The following is a 20,637-nucleotide window of genomic DNA, read 5'->3' on the forward strand; positions in this document are numbered from 1 at the left end:
TTCTTAACTTAGGAGGGCGCCGCGATGGCGAGAGTTCCGACTCAATACCCGGTCATTTCCAGATAGCCCTGCCCCGCGTGGCTGCCGCTCAAACGTACCGGGCCTTCCCAATAGGGAATGCGCAAATCCATCCACGCGTTGGGGTTGAGCGCGGTGGTGCTGATGTCGAGGTTTTTGCTGGGGATTTTGATGGTCCAGCGCACCGGCATTTGATGTCCGGCGACCTTCGCGGTGTCTTGCGGCGTGAGGCTGATGTCGTCGCCGTGCAGCGATTGAGTTTGCCCCTGGGCGTCGATCCAGGTGCCGGTGAGGTAAGGCGCGCCGTCCTTTTGCCGCATGCGGTAGAGCATGACGTTTTCGCCGCTGTCCAGGTGCAGCGAGAACCAGTCCCAGCCGGTTTGATTAGCGGTCAGTGGTTGGCTGCTCCACTCGCGATCGAGCCACGCCGGGCCGCTGACGGTGAAGGTTTTGCCATCGATTTGCAACGTGCCGCTCGCCTGGAAAAACGGTTGGCTGTAGTAGTACGACGCCTGGCCTTGTTCGGATTTTTGACTGAAGCCTTTGTCGCCCTGAAGCACCAGCGGTCGAGAGGATGTCAGGCGTAGTTGATAGCTGAACGCCTTGTCGCGGGCACTGAGTTGCATGTCAGCCAATGGATCGGCGCTCGCGCTGCTGAAGCGCCAGTCATCGATCCACGCATTGAACGGCGCCACGCTTACACCGGCCTGCGCCACGCCGCCTCGGGCGTAGCGTTCAGCAGCGTGATGCGCGGTCGCCGAGGTCACCGCTGCGTGGCCGAGCCAGATGGTCTGGTTGGCCCAGCCCGCCGCCTCGGGCATGGCTTTCAACGCGCTGCGAAAGAGCGTCCATTGCACGCCGAATTCCTCGCCCTGATCGTCCTTGAGGTTGGCGGTGACGTACCACCACTCGATGCGAAAACCATCGTGCGGTCCGTGGTCTGCCGGAAAACTGAACGGCCGCCCCGCCACCACCGGAGTGAACGCCGCCGCGTCGCCACCCATCCCGGCGAAGCCTTTTTCGACCGGCGCGGAATTATCGCAGCCGCTTAACAACGCCAATAACCACGCCAATGACAAAGCCAATAACGGCCGGAAAACCTTAGTCCTCATGCGCAAAAGTCCTTAGCAAATCCGCCGGGCGTGTGCGGTACAGCGTGTACAACGGCCACGCCGACGCCAGCAGCGTGGCGAGCAGCGCCAGCCCCATCAACTGCAGTAATTGCAGCGGGAACACCCGCAACGGCAGGCGCCAGCCAAACGCCTGAACATTGATCACCGTGTCCAGGCACCACGCCAATGCGATGCCCAGTGGCAGCGCGAGCATCAGCGTCAGCACCGCCAGCAGCCAGGTTTGCCCGAGGTTGAGCAGCATCAATTGTCGCCGCGTCACACCCAGCGCCCACAGCGGCGCGAGTTGGCCGAGGCGGCTCTGGCTCTGCGTCAGCAGGCTGATGAACAGCGCCACGCCAGCGACCCCCAGCGTCAGGCTATTAAGCGCGGCAGTGGCGGCGAATGTGCGCTCGAACACTTGCGTCGACCAACCCTTGAGCCGCGCCTGATCGACGATGTGGCTGTCGTCCAATTCGAAGCGCTTCTGCAACTCAGTCAGGAACGGCGCGACGGCCGGCGGATCAATGCGCAGATTGAAGCGGTTCGGCGTGAGCTGCGGCCAGCCGCGCAGCAAGTGTTCGACGTTGACCAGCAGGTGGCCTTTGGGATTGCCGTAATCGGCGTAGATCCCGACGATGCGCGGGCTCCACGTGGCGTCCGGCGTGGGAATTGCCAGGTGATCGCCCAAACGCACCTTCAAACGCCGCGCCAATTGTTCGCTGAGCATCACCGTATCGTCGCTGGCCAGACGTTGCCAAGGGTTGTCGCCAAGCGCTTCGAGCAGCGGCCAGTGTTCACGATAACTCGGGTGGTCGATCACGCCGTAGACGTCCGCCGGCCAACCTTGCAGTTGCACCGAAACCTGCCAATTGGGCAGCACCGCCGTGACCTGCGGTTGTTGTGTAAGCCAGCTCTGCAACTCGCGCGCCTGTGCCGGATTTTGTGGGTTGATGTAGAGCTCGGCGGTCAGGCGTTGTTCGAGCCAGTCGCTGAAGGTCTGGCGGAAACCGGCGGTCATGCTGCCGGCGCCGATGTTCGCCGCCAGCGCCAGCAGCAACGCCATCAGCGCCAGGCTCAGGGCCGGCAATTGCTGGCGGCAATCGGCGAGGAACCATTGGCCAAGCACCGACCGACTGCGCCGCAGCACCAGGTTGAGCACGCCGTTGAGCAATACCGGGAGCGCCAGCGCGGCGCCGAGCAGCATCGTTGCCATCAGCACAAAACCGCTGGCCAGGCTGTCACCCCAGATCCACGCCGACAGCGCGATCAGCCCGGCAATGCCAGCGACCCAACCTTGGCGACGCAACCATCGTGCATGCGCCTGATGCCAGGCCTGCGGATTGGCCAGCGCCAACAGCGGCAGTCGCGCCGCTCGCAATAAACTGTTAGCGCCGGCCAGCAGCGCGCCGAGCAGGCTGAGGCCGACGCCGCTGAGCCACCACAGCGGACTCAAACTCAGCTGCCCCGCCACTTCGGCGCCGTACAAACCGCGCAAACTGGCGGCGACATCGGGCAGCAATACGCTCGCCAGCAGGTAACCGCTGGCGACCCCGGCGACGCCACCGATCAGCGCCAGACCACCCAACTCGACCGACAGACACGCGATCAACATCCGCGCGCTGACCCCGCAAGCGCGCAAGGTTCTGAGCAAACCTCGGCGTTGCTCCAGCGCCAGACCGATCGCCGCGTGGACGATGAACAGGCCGACGACGAACGAGAGAAATCCCAAGGCATCAAGGTTCAGGTGAAAGCTTTCGGTGAGGCGCGAAAGATTGTTTTCTTCGCCACTGCTTTTGAGCTGCAACTGGCCTTTGAATTGGTCCGGCAAAGGCGCGTTGAAGTCTTTCGGCAGCAGCAGGCGCGACAGCTGATCCGGCTGATCGAGGATCTGCTGGGCGAAGCCGATATCGACCAGCAATACGCCGGGCGCCATTTCCGGTTGCGCGTGCAGCGGCGGCAAGCTGTGCCCGCTCTCTGCAACTGGCCGGTCACCTTCGCGCAACCCCAGCGCCTGCAACGTCTGCGGCGCGATCCAGGTGCTGCCCGGCGGGGTGAAAAACTCGACGATTGCTTCTATTGCCAAGGCCTGCCCCGCCACCGCCGAACCGGCCGGCAATGACACCGGCTCAATGCCCATCAGTTGCAAGCGCTGATCGTCGTGCTCCTTGAGCGTCAACCGGCCTTGCAGCACCGGCGATACCGGCCAACCGGCGCGGCGCAAGTCGACGAACAGTTGCTGGGAAAACACCGCGCCGCTCGGCGCACTCAGGCTGGCTTGGGGTTCGCCGCCGATCAACTGGCTGGCCTTGGCGTAGCTTTCTCGCGCCTGGCTGTTCAGTGCCTGCACGCCGGTGAGCAGGCTGGTGGCGAGCCACAACCCGGTCAACACACTGAAGAACTGCACCGGGTGCTGGCGCCAATGGCTGAGCAGCGCGCGCAAGGTTTCAGCAAAGACCCGCACCTCAGCGCACGTCCGCGTCAGCCAGACGGCCACGGTGCAGCACGACTTTTTCCGCCAGCCGCGCGGCCACCCGCGGACTGTGCGTGACCATCAACAAGGTCGTCGGCGTGTCATCGAGCAACTCCAGCAACAACTTCAACACCTCGTCGCTGGTCGCTTCGTCGAGGCTGCCGGTCGGTTCATCGGCCAGCAGCAATTTTGGCTGCGAGGCCAGTGCGCGGCCGAGGGCTACCCGTTGTTGCTGGCCGCCGGACAGTTGCTCCGGATAGCGCCGGAGCAAATCGCCCAGACCCAGCCGCTGCACCAGATGCGCCTGCCAGCGCGGATCGTGACGCCCGGCCAGCCGCGCCTGAAACGCCAGGTTGTCTTCCACACGTAAACTGCCGATGAGGTTGAACTGCTGGAACACCAAGCCGATTTCAGTGCGCCGCCAGTTGGCCAGTTGCGCTTCGTTCATCTGATCGAGCCGATGCTCGCCGCTGCTGATGCTGCCGCGATCGACCTTGTCCAGCCCGGCAATCAGGTGCAGCAAGGTGCTTTTACCACTGCCCGACTCGCCCATCAGCGCCAGGCTGCTGCCGGGTTTCAGCGTCAGGTCGATGCCTTGCAGCACTGGCAATGGACCTTGCGGGGTGGCGTAGCTTTTGTAGACACCTTGGACAGACAACATGGGCAAACCCGTTTGATAAGCGTGGGGCAAGGATAGCGGACGCGACCGCAGGTTACCTGACAGTTCTAACAGTAGCGGGCGCGCAGGCGCGGGTATCTAATAATGTCATGCAAGGAGTGTCTGATACCGGGGATGGTCATCGCTTTGCCCACCAGCGCTGCGCAGGAAAGAGGCTCGAATGATGAAAACGTCACTGCACATCAGCCGCAAGACCGACGCCAAAACCGTCGGCAAATTCCTGCGCAAGCCGCTGGTCATCGGCGTGGTCGAAGTCGGTCGGGAACCCAACAGCCTCGCGCTGGCCGCCAACGATTGTCTGGCCCTCGTGTGCAATACCGAGGACCGCACGCTGTCGCTGATCGACACTGATGCGATGTGCGTGATCGCGGTGATAGCGCTGCCGATCCGACCACTGGCGATCGTTGTCGATGCCCGAAGAAATCGCGCATATGTCGGCGGACTGGGGCAATCGAAAGTCATTGTGATTGATATTTCGGCGCGCAAAATCGTCGGCGAAATCGCTGCCAGCGAAGGGCATGCGATGACCATCGATACCCACAGTCAACGCCTCTACGTGCACGCCAACAGCGCCGGCAATGGCCAGTTGTGCATTATCGATACCGCGAGCGACAGGCTGATCAAGCGCTTCATCACCGGTCCGTTCGCCAGCGCTGCGGTGCTCAGTCGCGATGGACGCCTGTTCATCTGCGATTACCTGCGCCACGCGCTGAACGTGCTGGATAGCGTAACCGGTGAGATCACTACGGTGCTGTCACTGCCCGATCCCTTCGAGGAATTCGCGCTCAGCCCTGCGGGGGATTTCGGCTACGCGCCTTACCGGACGGATGAGCGGATCGTCGCCAAGATCGATCTGGCAAGCTACGACGTGGTCGACCTGCTGCCGGTTCCGCCGCTGCCGCACGGCCTGACGTTCAGCCCGAATGGTGCACTCGCGTGTTGCTGTAGCGCGGCTGAACGCAACGTCACGATCATCGACACCGCAACCTGGCAAGTGGTCAGCCGCTTTCAGGCAGGTCTTTATCCGCAAAGCCCGGTGTTCAGCGCCGATGGCACGCGGTTGTACCTCTGCGATTCGTTTGGCAATGCGGTTTGGGTGGTGGCGCTGGACTGAGAAGTTTTAATCGATGACCTCGCATTGCAGCGTCGCCGCCACCCCGCACTGAGCCGCGGGTTGTGCGAGGGCTGGCAGGTGTCGTTAAATCGGCGCACTCATATTGCTGGATCCAATCATGTCCGCCCCCTTTGATCCCCTGTCCCCGGATGACCTTCTGGCCGAACCGACGCCCTTCGAAGGTCATGTGCTGGACCCGCAAATCGAAACGTTGCCATTGCACGATCTGACGTGGCCGAACTTCGAAAAGCTCTGTGCCCGGCTGATCCAGCATCGCTACGACGTGCGCTCGTTCAAATACGGACGACCCGGCCAGGCCCAGGAAGGCATCGATGTCACCTGGCGCTTGCCCGCAGCACAAAAAAGGCACGTGGCGCAGGTCAAGCATTGGAAGCAGATCAAGGCCAGCGACATCAAGCAGTGGGTCGCGCACTTTTGCAACGGCAAACTCGCGACGCAAACGCAGCAGTACATCCTGTGCCTGTCGATCGACGTCGATGATGACCGCAAGGCCTACCACGCCTGGGATGCCGCTGAGCAAAGCCTCGCCGCGCAAGGCATTGACGCGCAACTGTGGGACAAAAGCTGCATCGTCGAGCTTCTGCGTGAAGCGCCGCATCTGGTGCAAACGTTCTTTTCCAAGGCGATCAAGGAGCGTTTTTGCAACGAGCTGCCGATGCCCGAGCCGGACAGCCAGACGTTCCGCCCGCGTTACGTCTCCATCCAGGACTCACTCGTCACGCTGGAAAACACCACGATCCGCCTCGAACTGCTGACGCCAACGCAAGAAAATCCAAGGCCGTCAGCCATTTTGTCGTTTGGGCGAGCCGACCTCAGCGGCATCATTCTCGGTCTGGATCGCGACGAAGTGGTGGCGTGGCTGCAGTGGGTGAGTCACTACCAAGAAGGTGATGCGGTGCCATTTGGGCATCGCAGTTATAACAATGATCAAAAATATATCCTGAGTACGCAGCAATCGCGGCTGACTCTGGAGAAACAGGAGCTGGATGATTTGATCTGGGCATTGAAACAAGCCTGGGGACCCTATCGCGCAGCCATCGAAACCCTCGAAGCAAAATGGCAGGTACTGCGTTTCAAACGCCTGCACCGTGACGCCGGAAATACCTATGGCCTCTATCGAATCTCGCGCGCGCTGTGGCGTTTGATTTGCGATTACACCCGGCAGCATCAATCCGATGACGGTGACTCGCCCGAGCATATTTTTGAATCATCGGGAAGTGGCATGTTGAAGGTGTACGTGCCGCGTAAAACCAGCGATCTGGATGCCGGCCATCACCTTATTGCCTACGTCTTCCAGGAGGGTGGCCACATCAATGGCTTTGGTGAAGACATGATCACGCTGGGCTGGTCACCGACAAAAATCCACGGCGGCGCAGTACAGTTCAGTCCGCGCAAACAGTGGAATGCCGAGATCACCCATCAGTGGTTCGCCGAGCAGTTGATACCGCGCGTTCTGCGCTGGTATGAACGCCAGCAGTACCAGAATCTGTCGTGGCTGAACAAGCTGCGCCACACCTTGAACGGCGCTGACTTGAACGGAGCTACATCAAACGTAGCTACATCAAACGTAGCTCCCGCGCGACATCAGCTTGAGGGTCACTTCTACTCCAAGGCCGGCATGGCCACCCGCGCTTTCAATGAGTTCCGCTCCGCCCGGGAAACCATCCAGAGCCTGCATCAGATGCAATCACACTTCAGCGTTTATCAGCGCGACGCCGCCATTGAGCCGGCGCTGGTTCAGGTCGCTACGGCATGTGTCGAAGAACTCGCGCACAAGCTCCCGGAATGCCACCACGACTATGTCAGGGGTAATTTAGGCCTGGACAGCCGCCCGCTGGGCGAAGGGATTTTGCACCTGCTGGCCAATCTCGAAGGTCGCGCCGGTGCTGCAAGACTGGAGATGACGTTGCGCTCGATCATTTGTTGTTGTGAGACGACGCATGATTTGTCCGACACCGATTACCGCTGGCTGACTCACAGCTTGATGCCGGTCTGGCTCAGGATGCGCGAAGACATGCTCTGCGATATGTTTCGTTGATCGCACAACCAATGGAGATTGAGTTGAATGGGCAGGCCTGCTCGCGAAGAGGCCCGCCCCGCTCATCATTCCCTCACTGCCCCGCCGCCACACTCGTCGCCGACTCGGCCGGCGTGACAATCGTTTTCAGGTCGATGTGCTTCCACTGCGGTTTCGCCCCCAGCCGCGCGTTGAACCGGTAGTTGAAAGTGAAGTCATCCGCCGTCGCCACGTTCAGCGGTTTGCCGTACACCGCTTCAACGCCCGCCAGGTCGTAACCCATCAACTGCAACATCGTCGGGAAGATGTTGTAGTGGCTGGAGCGATCCTTGTTCGCGGTCAATTGCGCTGACCAGTCGAGCGTCTGCAAATCGCTGCCCTGAATCACCACCAGCGGCACCAGCCCTTCTTCTTCCACCGGATCACCGCCGCAGTGGGTATTGAGCCCAGGATTGCCGCGCTCATGCAGATCCTGGCCATGATCCGAGGTGTAGATCAGCACCGCATTGCTCAGGTCAGCCTGGGCAAACAGCCGCGAGAAAAACTCCCCGACGTTCCACAGCAAAGTGTTTTTGTAGGCGTTGCGGTAGAGCATCCAATCGTCCGGCTGACCATTGAAGCCATCGCGTTTGCTGGTATCCGCCACTTCGACAAATTGCCCGCGCGGCAAGGTCGGGCGATAGGTCATGAAGGCGTCCGGGTATTTGTCGTGGACCGGAAAATGCGCGCCGACCTTGTTGATCACCACCAATTGCGGCGTGCCGTCGTTGAGCAATTCGATGAGCTTGGTCGCGGCCGCCATGTCGCGGTCGAGCACGCTGGTTTTGTCGAATTGCACAAATTCGTCAATGTCTTTTTTCTCGGCATCGTTCATCAGGTTCTGCAGGTTGCCGCCCGTGCGCTGGGCGTCAATGTAGACGGTGCGCAGCCCGGCTTTTTTCGCGTACTGCCAGATCGACGGCAACGTGGTGTTGATGCGCATGTAGTCGGCGCGGGTGCCGCCGTAGCGCAGGGTGATATTGGTGTCGGCGCTGCAATTGGCGATGGAAGCGGCGTAGCCATAATTGAAAATATCGACGCCGGGCCGCGCTTGCTTGAGGTTGCTGTGCACGCCGAACGGCGCGTTGATGTCGAGGTAATTGCCGGAGATGCTTTCGTCGATGATCAGCACGATGTCGTGGCCGACCGGTTGCTCGTTGCGCGCCAGTTTTACCGGTTCGCGCGGGCCGACGGTGTTTTGCAGGGCCTCGTAGGTAAACAGGTTCAGATACGCCAGCGGCGTGTACATGATCGGCAAGCCACGCGCGCCCTCGCCCGCCCTGACGAACAGCACCGCGCTCAATAGCAACACGCCCATCAGCGGCGCCGCCACCAGCACCGCGCCCGGCAAGCGCAGGCGCCGACGCGGCTTGAGGCCGATGCCGAACAGCAGCAGCAAACCACCGAGCAAACCGCTGATCAGCGGATCGCGGTACTGGTACGCCGCTTCCTGAATGAACCCGCCCGAGTACACCAGCGAGACAAAACTGCTGTACGTCAGGTAGTCAGCGGTCACCCGCGTATAGACGTCGAAGAACACTGCCGAAGCAAACATCGCCCCTGCGAACAGATGCCGAATCAATGTTTGACGGATATACGCCGTCATAAACAACGCAATAACCAGCGCCGCAAACATGGCGCCAAATAAAAGTAATGGAATACCAATGCCCAACGCACTTAGACGTTCGAGGTAATAGTCATAATTCTTTAGTAAGTACAAAACTAAGAGCAGTTCTTTAAGGTATCGATTCATAGTATTTGCACGTCTCGTGGAGGGCGTCTGGCCAATAGATTGTCGGCCATTTTTTGACACTAGCACCGGGCCATCAAACCGCAAGAAATGTCCGACATTTTCAAAAAGCGTCAAAAAATTGTTGACTCAAATCTGACACACTCAAGGCGCTACAGCCCTTGCCCGCCGGGGCTTTCGACCGTTTATCGTTTTCTTTTAAATGTGAAAAACCCGTCAAAACCGCGGCAAATCCAGCTACATCAAGCCTTTGATGGCAATTCGCCCGTAAATATCGCGGTGTACTAACAGTGCAACATGTCATTTTGCTGACACGTTTTTCTGCGGCTGGGCTATACCCCTTTTGACAGTCTAATTCCTGATTTTTTAACCGTCTTACGAGGCACGCCAATATGGACGTGAGCGTATTTGGTACGGGCTACGTCGGCCTGATTCAAGCAGCAGCACTTGCCGATGTCGGACACCGAGTGTTGTGTGTCGATATTGACCCGAACAAGATTAAACAGCTGCAACAAGCTGTTCCGCCTATTAGCGAGCCAGGACTTTCCAGCACGCTGGAAGAGAACATCAAGGCAGGTCGTTTGCTGTTCACCACTCAGGCCAGCGACGCGGTCGAGCACGCCGAGCTGATCTTCATCGCGGTCGGCACGCCGGCCGATGAAGACGGCTCCGCTGACCTCAGCCACGTGCTCAACGTGGCGCGGCAGATTGCCAATTTCATGGAAGCCGATCGCACCTTGATCATCAAGTCGACGGTGCCGGTCGGCACGGCGGACAAGGTCATCGTCACCGCCAATGAAGAACTGCAACGCCGCGGCAAAGCTGCGCTGGCGGTGCGCGTGGTGTCCAACCCGGAGTTCCTCAAGGAAGGCAGCGCCCTTGCCGATTGCATGCGCCCGGACCGGATCATCGTCGGCACCAACGACGACGTGGCGCGCGACCAGTTGACCGAGCTCTACGCGCCCTTCTGCCGCAACCGCGAAAAACTCATGTTCATGGACAACCGCAGCGCCGAACTGACCAAGTACGCCGCCAACGCGATGCTCGCCACGCGCATCAGCTTCATGAACGAACTGGCCAACCTCACCGAATTGCTCGGCGCCGACATCGAAGCGGTGCGCAAAGGCATCGGCTCCGACCCGCGCATCGGTTATCACTTTATCTACCCCGGTTGCGGCTTCGGCGGCTCGTGTTTCCCCAAAGACCTGCGCGCCCTGCTGCATACCGCCGAACACAACGGCATGCCGCTGCGGCTGTTGCGCAGCGTAACCGACGTCAACGATACCCAGCGGCACATCCTGTTCAGCAAACTCAAAGCGCAATTTCCTCAAGGCCTGGCCGGCAAATCCATCGCGATCTGGGGTCTGGCGTTCAAGCCGAACACCGATGACATGCGCGAAGCGCCGAGCCGTTACCTGATGGAAGCGCTGTGGGCCGAGGGTGCAAGCGTGCAGGCCTACGACCCGGAAGCCATGTCCGAATGCCGGCGCATCTACGGTTATCGCAACGACCTGCATTTGTGCGCGACCCGCGACGACACCCTGGAAGACGCCGATGCATTGGTGATCTGCACCGAGTGGAAGAACTTTCGCGTGGTCGACTTCGACGTGCTCGCGAGCAAGCTGCGCTCGCGGGTGATCGTCGACGGACGCAACCTCTACAACCCTGAACAAGTCGCCGCCGCCGGTCTGCATTACAGCGGCATCGGCCTGCGCCACGTGGTTCCCGAGGTGCTGCGCCCATGAAGATTCTGGTGACGGGAGCGGCGGGATTCATCGGTGCCCATTGCGTGTTGCGGCTGATGCGCGACGGGCATCAGGTCTGCGGGCTGGACAACTTCAACGACTATTACGACCCGCAACTCAAGCACGATCGGGTGCGCTGGGTGCAGTCGCAAGTCGGCAGTTTCCCGCTCGCACAGATTGACCTCGCCGACGCTGCGGCCATCGACGCCTTGTTTGCCCGTGAACAACCAGAGGTGGTGATCAACCTCGCGGCCCAGGCCGGTGTGCGTTATTCGCTGGATAACCCGAAGGCGTACCTGGACAGCAACCTTTGCGGGTTCCTGAACATTCTCGAGAGCTGCCGACACCACCCGGTCAAACACCTGATCTACGCCTCGTCGAGTTCGGTGTACGGCGCCAATCAACAAACACCGTACTCGACGCACCACGGCGTCAATCACCCACTGTCGTTGTACGCGGCGACGAAAAAAGCCAATGAGCTGATGGCCCACAGTTACAGCCATCTGTTCGGCATTCCCTGCACCGGCCTGCGCTTTTTCACTGTTTATGGGCCGTGGGGCCGGCCGGACATGTCGCCGATCCGCTTCGCCCAGGCGATCGTCGAAGGCAGCCCGCTGAAGTTGTTCAACTACGGTCAGCATCAACGCGATTTCACCTACATCGACGACATCGTCGAAAGCATTGCCCGCCTGGTCGAGCGGCCACCGGTTGCCTCGCCGCAGTGGGACCGCGAGCAACCGGACGCGGCCACCAGCATGGCGCCGTGGCGGCTCTACAACATCGGTGGCGAACACCCGGTGGAACTCAAGGATTACCTCGCCCTGATGGAAAAACATCTGGGCCGCAAAGCCAATGTCGAGCTGCTTCCCCTGCAACCGGGGGATGTGCTCAACACCTGTGCCGATGTCCACGAGCTGGAACGCGACACTGGTTTCCACCCGCGTATCGAGCTTGACGAGGGCCTTCGCCGGTTCGTCGCCTGGTTTCGCGATTACTACCCACTGCCTGCCCACGCGCCGCTTGCGGCTGAGCTTTTGGGCTGAACTTGAGCGGAGGCGTCTATGACTGGACATGAAAAAGGTGTGCCACTGCAAAACCTGCGGCGCGACAAACGCCTGGACCCCGAACACCGAATGCGCCTCGACAGCGCGATCCACATGCAGGGTCGCGGCTGGATCACCGGGCGTGACGGCGGCCGGCCCTGGACCTTGTCGCGCACCAATCGGGTGGTCGCCTGCATCGGCGCTCTGGTGATTCTGCTAGCGATTTCGCCGCTGTTGCTCGGTCTCGCGGTGGCGATCAAGTTGAGCAGCCCGGGCCCGGTGATGTTCGTGCAGAAGCGCACCGGTTATCGCGGCCGCGTGTTCGGCATGTACAAGTTTCGCACCATGGTCGCCAACGCCGAGGAGCTCAAGGAATCCTTGCGGCACCTGAACAAGCACGGCGCCGACGCGATTGATTTCAAGATCGACAAGGACCCGCGCATCACCCGTATCGGTGGGTTCCTGCGGCGCAGCAGCCTCGATGAGCTGCCGAACCTGATCAACGTCTTTACCGGCGACATGCGCCTGGTCGGCCCCAGGCCTACCTCGTTCAACGCCTACCGCTACAAGGATAACCACCTTGCCCGCCTGAGCATCTACCCCGGCATGACCGGCCTGTGGCAGATCTCCGGGCGCAGCAACATTGACTTCGACCAGCGCGTTGAGTTGGACCTCAGCTATATCGCCGAGCAGAGCCTGTTGCTTGATCTGAAGATTCTGTTGAAAACCCCCTTCAAAGTATTCAGCGGCCACGGAGCAAGTTAAATGGACGGTTCAACCAATAAAAGCCTGAGCATTGCCAACCCGAGCGAGTCCAACCTGACATCGACCGTGCTCGATCAAGATCTGCGGATCCTATTCCTGACTGCCGCCAACCCCGGCGCAGGCACCACCACCAGCGCCCTGGTGCTGGCCAGCCAACTGGCACAAATGAGCAGCGGCCAAGTGCTGCTGGTCGACGCCAGCCAGTCGGCGACCAACTTCACCGCGCAACTCGGCTTGCAGAAAGAACGCGGCTTCCGCGACCTGCTGTTCAGCAGCGGCACCCCGCCACTGCTGCAGGATTGCGTGGTGCAAACCTCCAGCCTGCCGTTCGACGTGCTGCCCAACGGCCGGCAAATCCGCGGCACCGAACACCTCACCGCCGAACGCCTGAGCCCGTTGCTCGACCAGTTGGGCAGCCGCTACCGCTTTGTCGTGATTGACGGCGACGCGGTGTATTCGGCCGCCGACACACTGGTCATCAGCACCCAGGTGGACGGCGTGATCATGGTCGTTCGCGCCGAAGACACGCGTTGGGAAGTGGCCCAGGCCGCCGTCCAGCGCCTGACTCAGGCCGGGGCAAAACTGGTCGGCAGCGTGTTCAACCGACGCAAGTACTACATGCCCAAGTGGCTCTACAAAAACCTCTAAGCCAGCAGAAAAGGATGACGCCATGAACGCCAAAATGCTGCTTCTGCTGTTGCTGCCGCTTGCAGGTTGCTCCAGCAATTCCGACACCCAGAACATGCCGGTGAATATCCTCACCGCATCGCCGGCCAATGCGCAGGCCACCGACATGCCCCGCGTCGAACAGACCTTGCGTCCGCAAGATGTGCTGGACGTGATCTTCCACATCAGCACCAGCGGCTCGGACGCTTACCGCGTGCAGTCCGGTGACCAGATCGGCCTGAACTTCACCGCTGCCAGCCAGCTCAACGGCAATCAACTGGTGCTGCCCGATGGCACCATCGAACTGCCGGGGGCCAATACTTCGGTGAAAATCGCCGGGCTGACCTCCGAGGAAGCGCGCACCGAAATTCAGCGCGTCTACCAACGCAAACAACTGTTCCAGCCCAACCGCAATCAGCTGACGGTGCAAATCATCAGCCCGCTGAGCAACGAAGCGAACCTGAAAAGTGCGCTCAACCACCCTGCTACCGGCATGAGCCGGGAGATCACCGTGGGCACCGACGGCTACGCGAGTTTCCCGGAAATCGGCGCCGTGCCGCTGCAAGGCATGACCGTCAATCAACTGGAGACCTTCCTCAACAAACGCTACGCGCAACTGCCAGGACGGATGACCGTCGACGTGCTGCTCAAATCCACGGCAGGCAACGAAATCTACGTATTGGGCGAAGTCGCGCAACCGGGTTCCTACCCGATTCGCCGGCCGGTTTCAGTGCTCGAAGCGTTGACCCTGGCCCGTGGCACCAACATCAAGGCACGCCTCGATTCGGTGGTGATCATGCGCCGCAACGGCAATCAGGTTCAGGCCCGGCGCTACGACGTGGAGAAAGCCCTGTCGGGTGACGCTTCGCAATTCGCCTACCTGCAACCGGACGACATGCTCTATGTGCCGAAGACCAAACTGGCCAGCGCCGGTGAGCTCGCGCGGCAACTGGCAGACGTCGTGTTGTTCCAGGGTGTGGGTTTCAGCTTCGGCTACCGCGTCGACAACAAAGACAGCGACAGCAACTAACGCTTGGGGGATCTGACATGAATCCAAAGGAAAACTACCTGCACGAGTTCTTCAGGATCTTCTTCGCCAACAAGCAATTGGTGAAACGAGTCTTCCTGATCTTTGCAGTCGTCGCGCTGATCTTGCCAATGGTGCTCAAGCAAAGCTTCGACATCACCGCGCAAGTCATCGTCCAGTCGAAAAAACTCTCCCAGGGCGACGCGACCACCTCGCTGACCCAGGAAAACGCCAGTTTCATTCCGCCGTCACTGGCCGACATGGAAACCGAGAGCAACATCCTGCGTTCGCCGGCGCTGATTCGTCAGACCATCAGCGAACTGCGGGAAAAAGGCGAGTACACGCCCAGCCCCGGTGCGTTCAACAAACTGGTGTCCGAGCCGTGGACGCGTTATGTCACCACGCCGCTGCGCGAGTATGTGATCAACCCGGCGAAAGCCGCGCTCGGCATGGAAACCGATCCAGTGCGCGACACCACGCTGGACGCGCTGACTGAAGAAGCCATCGCCAAGCTGAAAATCGAGACCCTGCCGGGCTCCAACGTGATTTCGATCATCTACAGCTTCGGCGATCCGCATCAGGGCACGCAGTTCGTTGCGGCGCTGCTGCAAAACTACCTGGTCAGCCGTCAGCAGTTGCAGTCGATCGAATTGCCGCAAAGTTTCTATGAAACCAAAAAGCAGCAATACGAAGTGCGCCTCGATGGTCTGGAAGGCAATCGCCTGGCGCTGCTCGAAGCCATCGGTTCGTCTGATCCGAAAGAGGAAATCACCTTCCGCCTCAACGCGATCAACACCGAAGAACAAGCGCTCAACCTGTACCAGGACCGTCGCCTGCAAAGCCAACGCTGGCTCGAATACCTGAAAACCAGCCTGGCCGCCGCGAGTGCCTCGAAACTCAACGACTACACCTTCCCGTACACCTTCACCACCACCGTCGACAACGTGGCGTTCGAAGATCGCGAGATCAAGCAGATGGGCGAAGCGCTGACCTCGCAAGTCAGTCGCTACATGAACGACCTGGCGATTTTCCAGCCAAGCAGCGAACCGATGCTGCTGACCCGCGAGCAGATTGCCCGCACCCGTCAGCAGTTCTTGAAAGTGGTGAGCAACCGGATTCAGGAACGCACCAACGACCTGGCGATTGTCAGTTCGGTGATCGACCAGAAAACCGCGCGCATCGCCGAGTTCAAGAATCGCATCCACCAGTTGCAGGAAACCCAAAGCAAACTGCGTCAGATGGACACCGAGATCAACGCCCTGCACGCGGCGTTCGGCACCTACGCCCAGCGTTTTGCCGAAAGCACCGCGACCAGTTCGCTGAACAACGACCTGTCCAACGCCCGGGTGCTCAGCCCGCCGTTCGAACCGACGGCGCCGGCGTTTCCCAAGCCGTTCCTGATCATTCCGTTCGGTTTGCTCACCGGTCTGTTGCTGGCGATTGCCTTGGTCTACGTGCGTGAGTTCTTTGATCATCGCTTCAAGCACCCAGCGCAAATCAGCCACGAACTGGGCTTGCCGGTGCTGCTGGTGATCAACGATCAACACCTGCTGCCGACCAACCCGCACAAGAGCTGGAGCGTGCCACGCTTCGTGCATTGGGTGCGCAATTGAACGCGCCGCTCAACCCGACCAGCGCCCTGCCGATCATTCATTTGCTCAGCAGCGGCGGCTTCTATGGGGCTGAGCGGATGTTGCTGGACCACTGCCTGGCGACGCCGGGGCAGCACCAAGTGCTGTTTCTCGATGCGCCGCCAGCCCTGATTGCACGGTTCCGCGATGCCGGGGTGGATTGCCAGGGCGTCGCGGGGTTGGGGGCGCTGCTGACGCATTTGCGTCAGCGCCGGGCGGAACAGCCGCTGATCAATACGCACAATTTCAAAGGCCTGTTGTTTGGCTGGGTCGGCGCGACGCTGTTGCGTCTGCCGCTGGTGATTACCCAGCACGGCTTCACGCCGCGCAGTCGCAAGCAGAAGTTCTACACCTGGCTGAGCCTGCAACTGTGCCGCACTGCCTCGGTGAACCGGGTGGTCTGCGTCGCTGAAAGCATCGCCACGCTGTGCCGTCAGGCCAGTGTGCGGGCGGAGAAATTGCAGGTGATTCCCAACGGCTTGCCGGCGGCCAACGGGGTGTTGCCGCAGAGCATCAACCGCCAGCGCTGGATCGCCGGTTACGTCGGGCGCCTGAGCAGTGAAAAAGGCCCCGACCTGTTTCTCGACGCGCTGATTCCGCTGTGTCAGCAACACCCGCAACTGGACGCCGTGATGCTCGGCGACGGCCCGGAACGCGAGAGTTTGCTGGAAAGGATCAACGCCGCCGGTTTGCAAAACCGCATCACCCTGCCCGGCTATCAGACGGACATGGGCTTGTGGTGGCGCCGCCTCGATGCGCTGGTGATCAGCTCGCGCACCGAAGGCACGCCGATGATTTTGCTCGAAGCGATGCAGGCCGGCGTGCCCGTGGTCGCGTTTGGTGTCGGCGGAATTCCCGATGTGCTCGAAGAACGGCACAACGGCTTGCTCGCCACGCCGACCGACAGCGCCGCCCTCGCCCGGCAGATCGGCACCTTGCTGAGCGAACCGGCACTGGCCCGTGAATTGAGTGACAACGCAAAACGTACACAACTGGATCGCTATGACCTCAAGGCCCTCGCCGAACGCTGGTCGCAGCTTTATATCCGTACTGCACGGGAAGCACGCGCATGATCTTTCCACTCTCGATCATCAGTCTTTTCGGCCTGGTCTGCCTTGCTCTGCTGGCCAGCCCTTATCCATTCCTCGCCCCCGGCGCGGTCCTCGGCCTGGTCGGCTTCGCGGTGCTGTACCGCAAACCGGCCTGGGGTTTGTTGGGGATTATTGCGCTGGTGCCCTTTGAAGGTTTCTTCAAGGACAACGCGCTCTCCGGGACCAAGTTCATCGGCGCCTCGCTGGCGCTGATCCTGATGCTGCAACTGGCGCTGCACCAGATTCCCTCGGAACGCCTGCGCAGCAACATCTGGCGTTTCCTGATCTGGTTCATGGTTTTGTACCTGCTCAGCACGCTGAACACCGATGACATGGGCATGTCGCTGGGGCATCTGCGTGAACTCAGCGTCGGCCTGGTGTTGTTCGTGATCACGCTGCTGATCGGCCGCGAACTGAACCTCGACCTGTTCGCCCGCCTGGCGACCCTCAGCGTCACGGCGACGTGCGCCTTGGCGATGTTCTCCAGCAAGTATCAGGATCAGGGCCGCGCCGCCGGCCTGCTCGAAGACCCGAACGCCTTCGCCATGCTGATCGCCTTCGCCGTGCCGCTCGCTTTGCTGCTGGTGATCCGCAGCCCGAACCTGTGGCACCGGTTGTTCTGGGGCGCGTGCTTCGTGCTGCTGCTGGGCGGCATGACCAAAACCGAATCGCGTTCCGGGCTGGTGGTGTTGTTCCTCAGCCTGATGATTGGCGTCTGGCACTACCGCAGCGAGCTAACGCGCATCCGCCCTCGGCATCTGGGTTTTGCCATGCTCGGGCTGGTGATTGTGATTCCGCTGGCGATTTACGCGATGCCGGCCGGTTACGTCGAACGCATCCAGTCGCTGAGCATCTTGAGCGCTGGTGCCAAAAGCCAGGACGAATCCCTCGGCCGTCGCGCCTCTTATATCGTCGTCGGCGGCCAGATGATCAGCGAAAACCCGCTGCTCGGCACCGGCCCCGGCACCTTCCCGCTGCACTACGCAACCACCGGTTATGCCAAGGCGTTTTCCGCCAACCGCAAGGTCGGCGACCTCTATCGCCGCGCGCACAACACCTACCTGGAAATCTTCAGCGAACTGGGGATTCCTGCCGGCCTGTTGTTCGTCGGCATGCTCGCCCTCGGCGTCTACAACATGATCCGCGCCCGGCGCGCGTGGATGCTGCGCAACAACGGCAACCAGGCTGACCTGATGACGCACCTGGGCATGAGTTTCCTGTCGCTGGCGTTGTTTCTGATGTTTCTCAGCGCGCCCAACCAGAAGTACGTGTGGATCATGCTCGCGCTGACCAGCGTGTTGCGCCTCAAAGCCGAGCAAGCACCACTGACGGGGGCCAAGGCATGAATCGGATCAGCATTGTTATCCCGATGTACAACGAAGCCCGGCACATTGGCCGCACCCTGCTCGCCGCGCGAAAAGCTGCGGTGGCGGCCGGTGTCGAGTGCGAGTTGATCGTGGTCGATAACGGCTCCGACGATCACGGCCCGCAGATTGCCCGGCAGTTCGGCGCGCAGGTGTTGGTGCAACCGGGTGTGCTGATCGGCGCATTGCGCAATCGCGGCACCGCCGTTGCAACCGGCGATTGGCTGGCGTTTATCGACGCCGACGTGGAAATGCCCGAAGACTGGCTGAGCCTGTTGTTCAATCTCGAATCCGCCGCGCAGGCCGATGTCTTCGGTCTCGACCTGCACGCCCCGGCCCAGGCGCCGTGGTATGCCGATGCCTGGCAACGGCGCACCTTGCGCCCGACCACGCAGAAACTCTACGCGGCGCAATGGCTGCCAACCTCCAATCTGCTGATGCGCCGCAGCTGGTTCGATCAGGTCGGCGGTTTTGATGAAAACCTGCGCACCGGAGAAGACAAGGATTTCACCATGCGCGTGCGCGCCGCCGGTGCACGGTTGCTCTCGGTCAATCAAAGCGTCGCGCTGCATTGGGGATATGAAGCCACGTGGCGCGAATGGATGGGCAAGGAGATGTGGCGCCAGGGCAGTCATCTGCAATTGCTCCGCACCCACGGCTACAGCGTGCGGCTGCTGCGCTTTCCGATGTTGTCGCTGCTGGTCTGGCTGCTGGATTTTCTGGCGATCTCGGCGTTGCTTGATGGCTTCCCGCACCACGCTGCCGTGATGGTCACCATCACCGTGCTGCCGAGTCTGGCGCTCAGCCTGCGCCAAAGCATCAAACATCGCGATGTGCTGTTGACCTTGCAACTGTGGGGCCTGCATTGGGTGCGCCTGCACCTGGCCGGCGCCGCGTTTGTCCTCAGTCTGTGTCGTTGGAATGCCAGGAGGCCTGCCCGTGGCTGAATTCATTTTCTGGACGTGCCTGCTCTTGCCGGTCTACGCCTACCTCGGTTATCCGCTGCTGCTGACGCTGCTCGCGCCGTTGTTCGCCGCGCGCCGTCACGACGCTGCGCCGCCGCTGAACATCAGCATCGTGATCGCCGCGCACAACGAAGCGCGGCACATCGAGCACAAGTTGCGCACCCTGCTCGCCCAGGATTATCAACCGGCGACGCTGGAAATCATTCTGGTCAGCGACGGCTCCACCGATGACACCGTGGCCTGCGCGCATAAAGTCGTTGACCCGCGCATTCGTGTGCTCGACCTGCCGCGCCAGGGCAAAGCCGCGACCCTGAATGCCGGCGTAGCCTTGAGCAGCGGCGACATTCTGGTGTTCACCGACGCCGACAACCAATGGTCGCGCGACACCCTCGGGCATTTGCTCGCGCCGCTGACTGACCCGAAAGTCGGCGCCTGCGCCGGGCACATGGTGATCCCGGTGACCGGCGGTGGCTTGAGCGTCGGCGACAGCCTGTATCGGCATTACGAAGGCTGGTTGCGCCGCGTGGAAAATCGCACCGGTTGCATGGTGTCCGCTGACGGTGCGCTGCTCGCGTTGCGCCGCGAATTGTTCGAAAACGTACCGGCCGAGGTCAACGACGATTTCTTCATCAGTACCTGCGCGCCCGTGGCGTTCAAACGCATCGTCTATGTGCCCGAGGCGCAAGTCATCGACCACGGCGTCGACGAAGCCGACAAGCAATTTCGCCGCCGCCAGCGCGTCACCGTCGGTGGCCTGCAAAGCCTGGCGCAGCGCCGCGAACTGCTGAATCCGCTGAAGCACGGCTTGTATTCGATTGCGTTGATCAGCCACAAACTGATCCGGCGTCTGGCGCCGATCCTCTTGCTGCCGTTGCTCCTGAGCAACCTGTGGCTGTGGGATGACCACGGTTTTTATCAATTCTGCCTGGTGGCGCAACTGCTCGGTTACGCGGTGGCCATCGCCGGTCTGCTCGATTCACAACACCGTTTACCGAAACCCTTTCGCCTCGCCGCGTTCCTCCTGGTGACTCTCGCCGGGATGAGCATCGGTCTGTGGCAGTTTCTGCGTGGCCAGCGGTACAGCCAGTGGAACCCCGAGCAAAATCGTTGAGAGGCGCGC

General features: G+C 60.9%; 16 protein-coding genes. 12 read left to right on the forward strand and 4 right to left on the reverse strand.

Annotation, left to right across the window (positions count from 1 at the left end; all coding sequences use genetic code 11):
* Positions 1-41 precede the first annotated feature (41 nt).
* From BLU01_RS02470 to BLU01_RS02480, 3 genes are read right to left on the reverse strand one after another with little or no spacing between them, the layout of a single operon-like run.
* Positions 42-1,130, reverse strand: a complete 1,089-nt coding sequence (locus tag BLU01_RS02470) for a lipocalin-like domain-containing protein (RefSeq protein ID WP_092270368.1) — start codon at positions 1,128-1,130, stop codon at positions 42-44.
* Entirely contained in the window at positions 1,120-3,591 is a 2,472-nt protein-coding gene (locus BLU01_RS02475) for an ABC transporter permease (protein WP_092281432.1), read from the reverse strand. The genes BLU01_RS02470 and BLU01_RS02475 overlap by 11 nt, the downstream gene beginning before the upstream one ends.
* Position 3,592: 1 nt before the next feature.
* A complete protein-coding gene (locus tag BLU01_RS02480; RefSeq protein ID WP_092270370.1) occupies positions 3,593-4,261 on the reverse strand; it encodes an ABC transporter ATP-binding protein in 669 nt (222 codons plus the stop codon).
* Positions 4,262-4,439: 178 nt separating this feature from the next.
* Here BLU01_RS02480 and BLU01_RS02485 point away from each other — a divergent pair, with 178 nt between their 5' ends.
* Together BLU01_RS02485 and BLU01_RS02490 are read left to right on the forward strand one after the other, a co-directional pair.
* A complete protein-coding gene (locus tag BLU01_RS02485) occupies positions 4,440-5,393 on the forward strand; it encodes a YncE family protein (protein WP_092270373.1) in 954 nt (317 codons plus the stop codon).
* A 118-nt stretch (positions 5,394-5,511) separates the two neighbouring features.
* The gene (locus BLU01_RS02490) at positions 5,512-7,452 is read left to right on the forward strand and encodes a PDDEXK family nuclease (protein WP_092270376.1); all 1,941 of its coding nucleotides are present in this window, start codon (positions 5,512-5,514) and stop codon (positions 7,450-7,452) included.
* Positions 7,453-7,525: 73 nt separating this feature from the next.
* Here the strand turns inward: BLU01_RS02490 and BLU01_RS02495 are convergent, their stop codons facing one another.
* On the reverse strand, positions 7,526-9,223 hold the full coding sequence (locus tag BLU01_RS02495) for a sulfatase-like hydrolase/transferase (RefSeq protein ID WP_092270379.1): 1,698 nt from the start codon (positions 9,221-9,223) through the stop codon (positions 7,526-7,528).
* Positions 9,224-9,612: 389 nt separating this feature from the next.
* On the opposite strand from BLU01_RS02495, the gene BLU01_RS02500 reads away from it, so the two are divergent.
* The 10 genes from BLU01_RS02500 to BLU01_RS02545 are packed head-to-tail and all read left to right on the forward strand — an operon-like array spanning position 9,613 to position 20,628.
* Complete coding sequence (locus BLU01_RS02500) at positions 9,613-10,965, forward strand: UDP-glucose dehydrogenase family protein (RefSeq protein WP_092270381.1); 1,353 nt, start codon at positions 9,613-9,615, stop codon at positions 10,963-10,965.
* The gene (locus BLU01_RS02505; RefSeq protein WP_092270384.1) at positions 10,962-12,008 is read left to right on the forward strand and encodes an NAD-dependent epimerase; all 1,047 of its coding nucleotides are present in this window, start codon (positions 10,962-10,964) and stop codon (positions 12,006-12,008) included. Before BLU01_RS02500 ends, BLU01_RS02505 begins: the two co-directional genes overlap by 4 nt.
* Before the next feature lie 18 nt (positions 12,009-12,026).
* Positions 12,027-12,773: a sugar transferase gene (locus BLU01_RS02510; protein ID WP_092270387.1), complete on the forward strand. Its 747-nt coding sequence runs from the start codon at positions 12,027-12,029 to the stop codon at positions 12,771-12,773.
* Positions 12,774-13,421, forward strand: coding sequence for a CpsD/CapB family tyrosine-protein kinase (locus BLU01_RS02515; RefSeq protein WP_092270390.1), 648 nt, complete (start codon positions 12,774-12,776; stop codon positions 13,419-13,421).
* A 22-nt stretch (positions 13,422-13,443) separates the two neighbouring features.
* Positions 13,444-14,469 carry a polysaccharide biosynthesis/export family protein gene (locus BLU01_RS02520; protein ID WP_092270393.1) on the forward strand — a complete coding sequence of 342 codons (1,026 nt, stop codon included), beginning with the start codon at positions 13,444-13,446 and terminating at the stop codon, positions 14,467-14,469.
* Between the two features lie 17 nt (positions 14,470-14,486).
* On the forward strand, positions 14,487-16,079 hold the full coding sequence (locus tag BLU01_RS02525) for a GumC family protein (RefSeq protein WP_092270395.1): 1,593 nt from the start codon (positions 14,487-14,489) through the stop codon (positions 16,077-16,079).
* Complete coding sequence (locus tag BLU01_RS02530) at positions 16,076-17,170, forward strand: glycosyltransferase family 4 protein (RefSeq protein WP_092281434.1); 1,095 nt, start codon at positions 16,076-16,078, stop codon at positions 17,168-17,170. Before BLU01_RS02525 ends, BLU01_RS02530 begins: the two co-directional genes overlap by 4 nt.
* The gene (locus tag BLU01_RS02535) at positions 17,167-18,534 is read left to right on the forward strand and encodes an O-antigen ligase family protein (RefSeq protein WP_092270398.1); all 1,368 of its coding nucleotides are present in this window, start codon (positions 17,167-17,169) and stop codon (positions 18,532-18,534) included. The genes BLU01_RS02530 and BLU01_RS02535 overlap by 4 nt, the downstream gene beginning before the upstream one ends.
* Positions 18,531-19,499 (forward strand): glycosyltransferase, encoded by a 969-nt coding sequence (locus BLU01_RS02540; protein WP_092270401.1) that lies wholly within the window; start codon positions 18,531-18,533, stop codon positions 19,497-19,499. Before BLU01_RS02535 ends, BLU01_RS02540 begins: the two co-directional genes overlap by 4 nt.
* Positions 19,492-20,628: a glycosyltransferase gene (locus BLU01_RS02545; RefSeq protein WP_092270404.1), complete on the forward strand. Its 1,137-nt coding sequence runs from the start codon at positions 19,492-19,494 to the stop codon at positions 20,626-20,628. The genes BLU01_RS02540 and BLU01_RS02545 overlap by 8 nt, the downstream gene beginning before the upstream one ends.
* The last annotated feature ends 9 nt before the right edge of the window (positions 20,629-20,637 follow it).

The organism is Pseudomonas prosekii (genome assembly GCF_900105155.1).
Taxonomy (GTDB): Bacteria; Pseudomonadota; Gammaproteobacteria; order Pseudomonadales; family Pseudomonadaceae; genus Aquipseudomonas; species Aquipseudomonas prosekii.